Source organism: Oleiphilus sp. HI0117, assembly GCF_001635235.1.
The window spans coordinates 1-1,887 of the sequence record NZ_LWGA01001036.1; the positions used below are offsets into that span (position 1 = coordinate 1).

The 1,887-nt window shown below is 43.3% G+C and carries 2 protein-coding genes; one reads left to right on the plus strand and one right to left on the minus strand.

Annotation, left to right across the window (positions count from 1 at the left end):
- Positions 1–412, minus strand: a 412-nt coding sequence (locus tag A3757_RS18610; protein ID WP_156506410.1) for a hypothetical protein, incomplete at its 3' end; no start/stop codon positions are given.
- A gap of 336 nt (positions 413–748) precedes the next feature.
- On the opposite strand from A3757_RS18610, the gene A3757_RS18615 reads away from it, so the two are divergent.
- Positions 749–1,879 carry a cytochrome-c peroxidase gene (locus A3757_RS18615; protein ID WP_068511209.1) on the plus strand — a complete coding sequence of 377 codons (1,131 nt, stop codon included), beginning with the start codon at positions 749–751 and terminating at the stop codon, positions 1,877–1,879.
- Positions 1,880–1,887: the final 8 nt, after the last annotated feature.

Consider the following 1,887-nt stretch of genomic DNA (forward strand, 5'->3'; position numbering starts at 1 on the left):
GACTCTGCTTTTCATCTACCCCTCCACAGCAAGCCCTCAGGTATTCTAGATTTCCACTCACCTTAAAGCTCACATTACCAGATAACATTGCAGACTTAGATTCTCCCATACACTGCTCGTCAACCAAGATCGTATTCTCTCCCTGTGCATCTTTGTAGCTTAACCAAAGAGATACCGGTTTTTTCGCTGCTTGCGCCAAACTCAACCAAACCGCCGCATTAAAGGTTAACAACCTGGGTTTGGCGCTACTAACCTTTTGTTGCGCACTCGGCTTTTGCCTAAGCATCTTTAAAAAGCCCAACCTTTCCTTCGTATTATTTAAATTCTTAGGTACTCGAACATCAGAATACTCACTACGCGGCACTTCACTAAGGGTTTTCAGCATAAGTAATTTTGAAGGTATGGAAGACACAAGAAACTCCTAAATTTGATATGTTTTAAGCTTACCCTATCTACCGCCTACGCACCGCGTGTCAGTCGTTATAAAGCTTGTGCCTTAGCGCACAAGGCTACATTAGCTAATACTGAACTTACATCTCACCACTTACACTCACACAAACTTACAGAATTGACTTGGATCAACAAATGGTAACAGGAATTATTCTCACCTTGTATTAATTATCATTTATATATCTAATACCCACATTACCAGCTTAGACCGGAATCTCTAACTATGAACACAGCCCGCCCCCTGCCAGTCTTTTTCACATACCGGAAAGGCCATTCCAAGCTAGCGTTAAGTCTATTCATGTTGATAGCAATCTGTTCCAGCCACATTGCCCTTGCACAAATAAACTCTAAAGAAGCCCTAGGTGAACTACTCTACTTCGACCCAAACCTTTCATTAAACCGGACTCAATCTTGCTCTAGCTGCCATAACCCTGCGACAGGGTTTGTCGATAAGCGCACACATGACACAAGGCATACTCACCTTGAAGGAATGGTTTCGTTAGGTGACGATCAACAATCTTTTGGTGACCGTAGCGCACCAACCAGCAGCTATGCGAACCAGATTCCTATCTTTCATGTTAATAAGAAAGGAAAGCATGTTGGAGGACAGTTCTGGGATGGCCGAGCAGCAACACTGGCTGACCAAGCGAAAGGTCCTCCACTCGCAGGTATCGAAATGGGTATACCTAACAAAGAAAGTATGCAAGCACGTCTACTTGAATCGGAGGTCTATAAACAAGCCTTCTCTAGCCTATTTGGAAAAGACATATTAAGTAAACCGGGGAAGCTCTATGACGCCATGGCCGAAAGCATCGCAGCCTTTGAAAAAACCGATTTTTTCTCTCCCTTCGACTCAAAGTATGACCGCTATTTAAGAGGCGAATATGAACTTAGTAAGCAAGAAGAACTTGGAATGACCTTATTCTTCTCGCAGCAATTCACCAACTGTAACCAATGCCACCAATTACGAAGCAGCCCAACCGCGCCGGATGAAACCTTCAGCAATTATGAGTATCACAACATTGGTATACCGACAAACCTTGCTGTTCGAAAACAAAACAAGCTCGACGAAGACTATGTCGATATAGGTCTACTCGCGAACGCTCAAGTCCACGATGAAAAGCATAAAGGAAAATTCAAAACACCAACGCTTCGAAATGTCGCCGTCACCAGCCCTTACATGCACAACGGTGTTTTTAAAGAGCTTCGAACAGTTATCGACTTCTATAACAAATATAACTCCAAAAGCGCCAAGCGTCAGATAAACCCAGAAACGGGCGAAAGCTGGGATAAGCCAGAATTCCACGAAACAATCTCTTTTGAGGAACTTCAATCAGGCCCTGCGCTAGATGACAAGCGTATTGATGCGCTAGTCGCATTTTTAAAACTACTGACAGATAAACGATATGAAAGCCTAATCACTGACTAGACTATAAA